At 61.0% G+C, this 5773-nt stretch carries 7 protein-coding genes; 1 reads left to right on the forward strand and 6 read right to left on the reverse strand.

The window, feature by feature from the left end; genetic code table 11:
* Positions 1-125: 125 nt before the first annotated feature.
* From FEM54_RS22455 to FEM54_RS22475, 5 genes are all read right to left on the reverse strand, one after another.
* Positions 126-824, reverse strand: a complete 699-nt coding sequence (locus FEM54_RS22455) for an OmpW/AlkL family protein (protein ID WP_017135983.1) — start codon at positions 822-824, stop codon at positions 126-128.
* Positions 825-919: 95 nt separating this feature from the next.
* Positions 920-1441 (reverse strand): DUF3299 domain-containing protein, encoded by a 522-nt coding sequence (locus tag FEM54_RS22460; protein ID WP_017135984.1) that lies wholly within the window; start codon positions 1439-1441, stop codon positions 920-922.
* 11 nt (positions 1442-1452) lie between these two features.
* Positions 1453-2718 (reverse strand): ABC transporter permease, encoded by a 1266-nt coding sequence (locus tag FEM54_RS22465; protein ID WP_056861908.1) that lies wholly within the window; start codon positions 2716-2718, stop codon positions 1453-1455.
* Position 2719: 1 nt separating this feature from the next.
* Positions 2720-3430 carry an ABC transporter ATP-binding protein gene (locus FEM54_RS22470; protein WP_138453097.1) on the reverse strand — a complete coding sequence of 237 codons (711 nt, stop codon included), beginning with the start codon at positions 3428-3430 and terminating at the stop codon, positions 2720-2722.
* 151 nt (positions 3431-3581) lie between these two features.
* Positions 3582-4193, reverse strand: coding sequence for a DUF2796 domain-containing protein (locus tag FEM54_RS22475; RefSeq protein WP_138453099.1), 612 nt, complete (start codon positions 4191-4193; stop codon positions 3582-3584).
* 131 nt (positions 4194-4324) lie between these two features.
* Between FEM54_RS22475 and FEM54_RS22480 the strand changes: the two genes are divergently transcribed.
* Positions 4325-4666 (forward strand): hypothetical protein, encoded by a 342-nt coding sequence (locus FEM54_RS22480; protein ID WP_138453101.1) that lies wholly within the window; start codon positions 4325-4327, stop codon positions 4664-4666.
* On the opposite strand, the gene trxA is transcribed toward FEM54_RS22480, so the two are convergent.
* Complete coding sequence (gene trxA, locus FEM54_RS22485; RefSeq protein WP_138453103.1) at positions 4663-5535, reverse strand: thioredoxin; 873 nt, start codon at positions 5533-5535, stop codon at positions 4663-4665. The genes FEM54_RS22480 and trxA overlap by 4 nt on opposite strands.
* Between the last annotated feature and the right edge of the window lie 238 nt (positions 5536-5773).

Below are 5773 nucleotides of genomic sequence, written 5' to 3' on the forward strand. Positions count from 1 at the left end.
GTGTGGGAGCTGGCTTGCCTGCGATAGCATCACCGCGGTATCACTGATACACCGAGGTGCCTGTATCGCGGGCAAGCCCGACTCCCACACAAGCCCAGCTCCCACATTGGCATATGCCGTGTTGTTTAGAACTTGTAACCAATACCCACCATGTAAACCATCGGGTCAACATCCACATTGACCTTGGCGCGTGTGCCTTGGCCCAGCGCATTGTTATCCACAGTCGCCTTGGTGCTGATGTCGATGTAGCGCGCCTGGGCGTTGATCATCCACTTGTCGTTGATCATGTAGTCGGCGCCGATCTGCGCGGCCCAGCCCCAGGAGTTTTCAGCCTTGAAGTTGCTGAAGCCAGCTTGTTCGGCGCGGCTGCCAACGTGCTCGTCGTAGATCCAGGTGTAGTTGATACCGGCGCCTACATACGGCTGGAACGCGGACTTGTTGTCCAGCGGGTAGTACACGACGCTCAAGGTCGGCGGCAGGTGCTTGAGCGTACCGAGCTTGCCGTTGGCGGCGCCCAGGGCGGTGTTCTTGATCTTCACGTCATGCTCGAACGGCGTGGCGGCCAGCAGTTCGATACCGATGTGGTTGGTGATCATGTAGGCGAAGTTGAGGCCCAGTTGGGTGTCGCTGCTCATGGTCGCCTTGCCGCCCAGGTTGGTGCCGGCCAATGGCCCCTGGTCAACCTTCACATGGCCGCTGTCTGCTTTCGGGTTCACGGTGATTGCACCGGCGCGAATCAGAATATCGCCGGCTTCGTGAGCGTGTGCGACAGGGGCGGCGAGGGCGAGCGCGAAGAGGGACGCGCCGAGCAGAGACTTGTTCATGGGAGCTCCAAAAGGACGTTTAAAAGTTGTACGTCCAATGGTAAAGATCGTTCCGTCCGATCTTTTGACTCAGCTCAATGAAAGCTCGATCAGCGTTACTCCTGCAGTTCGTAGACGTAAATCTTCTCGGCATCCATCTGGTAACCGGCGTCGGCCAGCTCACTGGAAGACGGCTTGACCTGCATCGCACCTTCGATCCAATACGGCTGATACAGCTCATCAAGCTTCACGCCGACTTCGCTTTTTACATGCACGATCTGGTTCGACGGCGGCGGCGGTACGTGGATGCACGCGCCGAAATACGGCACCAGCAAAAACTCGGTGGTGCGGCCTTCTTCGCTGACTTCCAGCGGCACGATATAGCCCGGCAAACGGATGTGCTTGCCGTTAAGGCTCTGCACCACCGGCGCGTTGGGCAGTTCCTGTTTGGCCGCAGGCGCGGCCTCGACCGAAAGCGCATCGGCCATGTTCGACAGGTCGTGCAGCGGTTTCATGTTGGGGACTTCCGGCGGCGCGTCCGGCGGGATCATTTCCTGCCACGACAGGTCCTTGGGCTGCTCGTCGGCCCAGGCGGGCACCACCACCAGCAGCAACAGCGCAAACAGGGCACGATGCATCGACAGCTTCCTCATAAACGTATGGACAGGCCATCGGCCAACGATTGCCGATAGGCGCGCCACGCGGGCACGCTGCCCATCAACAGCGCAGCGGCCAGGATACCGGCGAGCAAGGTCCATTCATATTCGCTCGGCCACGACATCGGCAGGTCCAGGCCGTAGTTGGCCTGCAAATACCCGCGCGACGCGGCGATGCACACGTACAGCAGACCCACGCCCGCCACGACGCCCGACAAAGCCAGCGCGAAGGCTTCGAAGATCAGCAGTGTCGCAATGTGCCACGGCCGTGCGCCCACCGAGCGCAAAATCGCCATCTCGCGGCGGCGTTCATTGAGGCTGGTGAGGATTGCCGTAAGCATGCCGATCAAGCCCGTCAGAACCACGAACAGCGAGATCACGAACAGCGCTTTTTCGGCGGTGCCCATCATGCTCCACAGCTCTTGCAGCGCCACGCCGGGCAGGATCGCCAGCATCGGCTCGCCTCGGAACTCATTGATCTCGCGTTGCAGCGCGAAGGTGGAAATCTTGTTGTTCAGGCCGAGCATAAACGCAGTGATCGCTTGCGGCGTGAGGTCCATATTGCGTGCCTGGTCGGCACTGATACGGCCTTTGCCCTGGGCCGGCACGCCGTTGTGCCAGTCGATATGGATCGCCTCCATACCGCCGAGGCTGATGTGCAGCGTGCGGTCCACCGGCGTGCCGGTGCGCTTGAGAATGCCGACCACGGTAAACGGTTTGTCGTCGTGTTTGACCAGGCTAACCACTGCTACACCGTGGGCCAGCACCAGCTTGTCGCCGAGCTTGTAGTGCAGCGCATCCGCCACTTCGGCGCCGAGCACCACTTCAAATGGGTCAGTGGCGAAAGCGCGGCCGCTGGCCAGTTCGAGGTTCTGCTTGCGGCCATATTGGTAATGCTCGAAGTAGGACGCGTTGGTGCCCATCACACGATAGCCACGGTGCGAGTCGCCGAGGGAAATCGGGATCGCCCATTTCACCTGCGGGCTGGCGGCGAAGTGCTCGAAGCTGTCCCAACGGATGTTATTGGTGGCGTTGCCGATGCGGAACACCGAATACAGCAGCAAGTTGACCGAGCCGGAGCGGGCGCCAACGATCAGGTCAGTGCCACTGATGGTGCTGGCGAAACTGTTGCGCGCCTCTACGCGCACGCGTTCTACGGCGAGTAACAGGCACACCGAAAGGGCGATGGCGAAGGCAGTGAGAATCGCGGTAAAGCGGCGGTTAGCCAGGCTGGCCATGGCTAGACGGAACAGATACATCTCAAACCTCTGCGGGCGTGGCGGCGCGATTGAGTTCGGCCAGCGACAGGTGGCGGTCGAACAGCGGCGCGAGGCTCTGGTCATGGCTGACAAATAACAGACTGGCGCCTGCTTCGCGGCATTCGGCGAACAGCAGCTGAATGAACGCTTCGCGGGCGTCGTAATCGAGGGCCGAGGTGGGTTCGTCGGCGATTACCAGTTCCGGTTGGCCGATCAGCGCGCGGGCGGCGGCAACGCGTTGTTGCTGGCCGATGGACAGCGAGTCGGCACGGCGTTCCAGCAGGTCTTTGTCCTTCAAGCCCAAATGCGCCAGCAAGGTCGCGGCGGCCTGGTCGACGCTGCCGTGACGCCGAGTTGCCCGCTGCGCACGCAGCCTGGAAAAGTGACACGGCAGTTCGACGTTCTCGCGCACTGAGAGAAACGGCAGCAGGTTGAATTGCTGAAAAATATAGCCGGTGTGATCGACGCGGAAGCGGTCGCGGGCACCGGCCGAGAGTTCGGTCAGCTCCTGGCCGAGCAGGCGAATGCTGCCACGGCTGGGTTTCTGCACGCCGCCCAACAGCCCGAGTAAGGTGGTTTTGCCACTGCCGCTCGGGCCTTTGAGAAACAAGGTTTCCCCCGCTTCCAGGCGGAACGCGGGGATATCCAGCAACTGCGGGTGGCCGGGCCAGTTGAAGCCCAGGTCAGACAGTTCGATCAGTGCTTGGGTCATAGGGCATCAGTGGTCTGGTTTGATTTGGATGATGGCACCGATCCCATGTGGGAGCTGGCTTGCCTGCGATGACGGCGGCACATTCAATATCGATGTGTCTGTTATACCGCTATCGCAGGCAAGCCAGCTCCCACATTGACCGTGCTTCAAATCAGAATTTAAGAGTGGCGGTCGTGGCCGTCGCTTCAACACCTTGCTGGCCACTTGGGCCGATCAGTTGTACCTGAATCTTCTGGGTGGCAGGGAAGTTCTTGAACACTTGGGTCAGGTCGAGGTTGCTCAGCGCGGTCGGCGTGGCGCAGGTGAACTGGTAGTGCGCGTGGATTTCGCTGTGGTCGTGATGATGTTCGTGGGCGGCAGCGCCTTTGCCGTCGGTGGCGTGGTCGTCATCGTCCTCATCATGGTCGGCTTCAGGCTTATCGCCAAACAGCGGGCTGTTGAGTTCCTGGGTGCTGATCACACAACCGGCAGATTTGGGCAGCTTGAACAGCGCCTGTGGGTTTTCCAGCTGCTTGCGTGCGGCGGCGACCTTGGCTTTGTCGGCAGGCGTGGTGGCCTTGTGTTCAAAGCCCACAAGGTTCATGGCCGGGCTGTCGAATTCCAGCTCAAGCGCCTGGCCGTCGAGTACCGCATTGAGGCGGCCGACACCATGCTCATGGGCACCGAGGCTGCCGTGTTCATGCTCATGATCGTGTTCATCGGCGGCGTGGGCGATGGCCAGGGGCAGCAGGGCAAACGGCAAGGCAAGCAGCAGACGGCGCATGAGAAGGCTCCATAAGATGAAAGTTTTGTTATGTGATCTTATAACAATATTCGCGTCAGTTTGAACGCCCGCTTGGCGTTGCGCAAGTCGCGTGGGAGCATGCGGGTCGGAAAACTGCGGGAGTAAGAGCGATGTTGCGAATTCGTGGAACCGTCGGTGACTTGCCGGTGGATTTGACCCTGGAACTCGATGACGGCGATTGGGCGCGCCTGGGCGAGCACTTGCAGGCAACACCGGCGCCGAGCGCGCCGGCTGTTGCGCCGGCCAAACACAACGATGATTTGTGGCAGAACGCCCAGGATCTGTTGCGCAAGGCCGGGCAACTCGATGGGCTTGAGTTGCTTGATCAGCTTGAAGGCTTGGCCGGTGATGCAGCCTCAGGCAAACGCCTGCTGGTACGGCTGCGCCACAGTGCCAGTGTGAAAGTGGCCAGCGGCGGGGATACGCCGCTGTACAGCTGGATCGGCGATTAATACAGCGCGGCGAACAACTTGCGACGGTACATCGTGACCAGCGGGTGGTCATTGCCCAGCAGTTCGAACACCTGCAGCAACGTCTTGTGCGGCAGGCCTTCGCTGTAGCTGCGGTTGCGGATAAACAGCTTGAGCAGGCCTTCCAGCGCGGCGTCGTATTGCTGCCGCGCCAGTTGCTGAATCGCCAGCTGATAGGCTGCTTCATCGTCCTGCGGGTCTTGCGCCAGGCGGCTTTTCAAGTCGGCGGCATCCGGCAGGTCGGCGGCCTGGCGCAGGAAGGTGATTTGCGCCTTGGCGCCGGCGAGGGCGGCTTTGTGGTCGTCGCTTTTCACCGCGTCGAGCACGGTTTGGGCTTCGCTCAGTTCGCCGCGTTCGGCCAGGCAGCGTGCATACAGAATCAGCGCGCCAGCATTGGTGTTGTCCTCGCCCAGCAGCGCCACCAGCACGGCCTCTGCATCGCTGATACGGCCTTCGGCAAACAACGCCTGGGCCTGTTCCAGCGGGTCAGCCGCCTTCGGTGGCGGCATCTTCACGTGGGGCTCGAGCATCGCTCGCACGGCCGACTCCGGTTGTGCCCCGGCAAATCCATCCACCGGCTGGCCGTCCTTGAACAGCACCACCGTGGGCAGGCTTTGAATGCCAAAACGCGCGACGATGTCCTGCTCGGCCTCGCAATCGACCTTGGCCAGCAGCAACTCGCCCTGATAACTCTCGGCAATTTTCGCCAGCATCGGCATCAATGCCTTGCACGGCGCGCACCACTCGGCCCAGAAATCCACCAGCACGGGTTTTTCGAATGAGTTCTGAATCACTGCCTGGTCGAACGTAGCAGTGGTGGCGTCGAAGATGTACGGCGTGGGCTCACTCATGGGGCGTCTCGAATAAAGCGGGAATGGGGCAACTATAAGGGCTGGCGAGGTTGGCTGAAAGCATGATGAGTTCAAGCCAGCCCCTACTGGAGAATGCGCTCCACTGTGGCGAGCAGGCTTGCCCTGCGTTGGGCTGCGAAGCAGCCCCAAACCCAGTCGCTGAGTTCTTTCAGGAAAAATGCAGTGCCTTTACTGGGGCCGCTTCGCAGCCCAACGCAGGCGGTGCGACGATTCGACA

The sequence above is a fragment of the Pseudomonas edaphica genome (genome assembly GCF_005863185.1).
Taxonomy (GTDB): Bacteria; Pseudomonadota; Gammaproteobacteria; order Pseudomonadales; family Pseudomonadaceae; genus Aquipseudomonas; species Aquipseudomonas edaphica.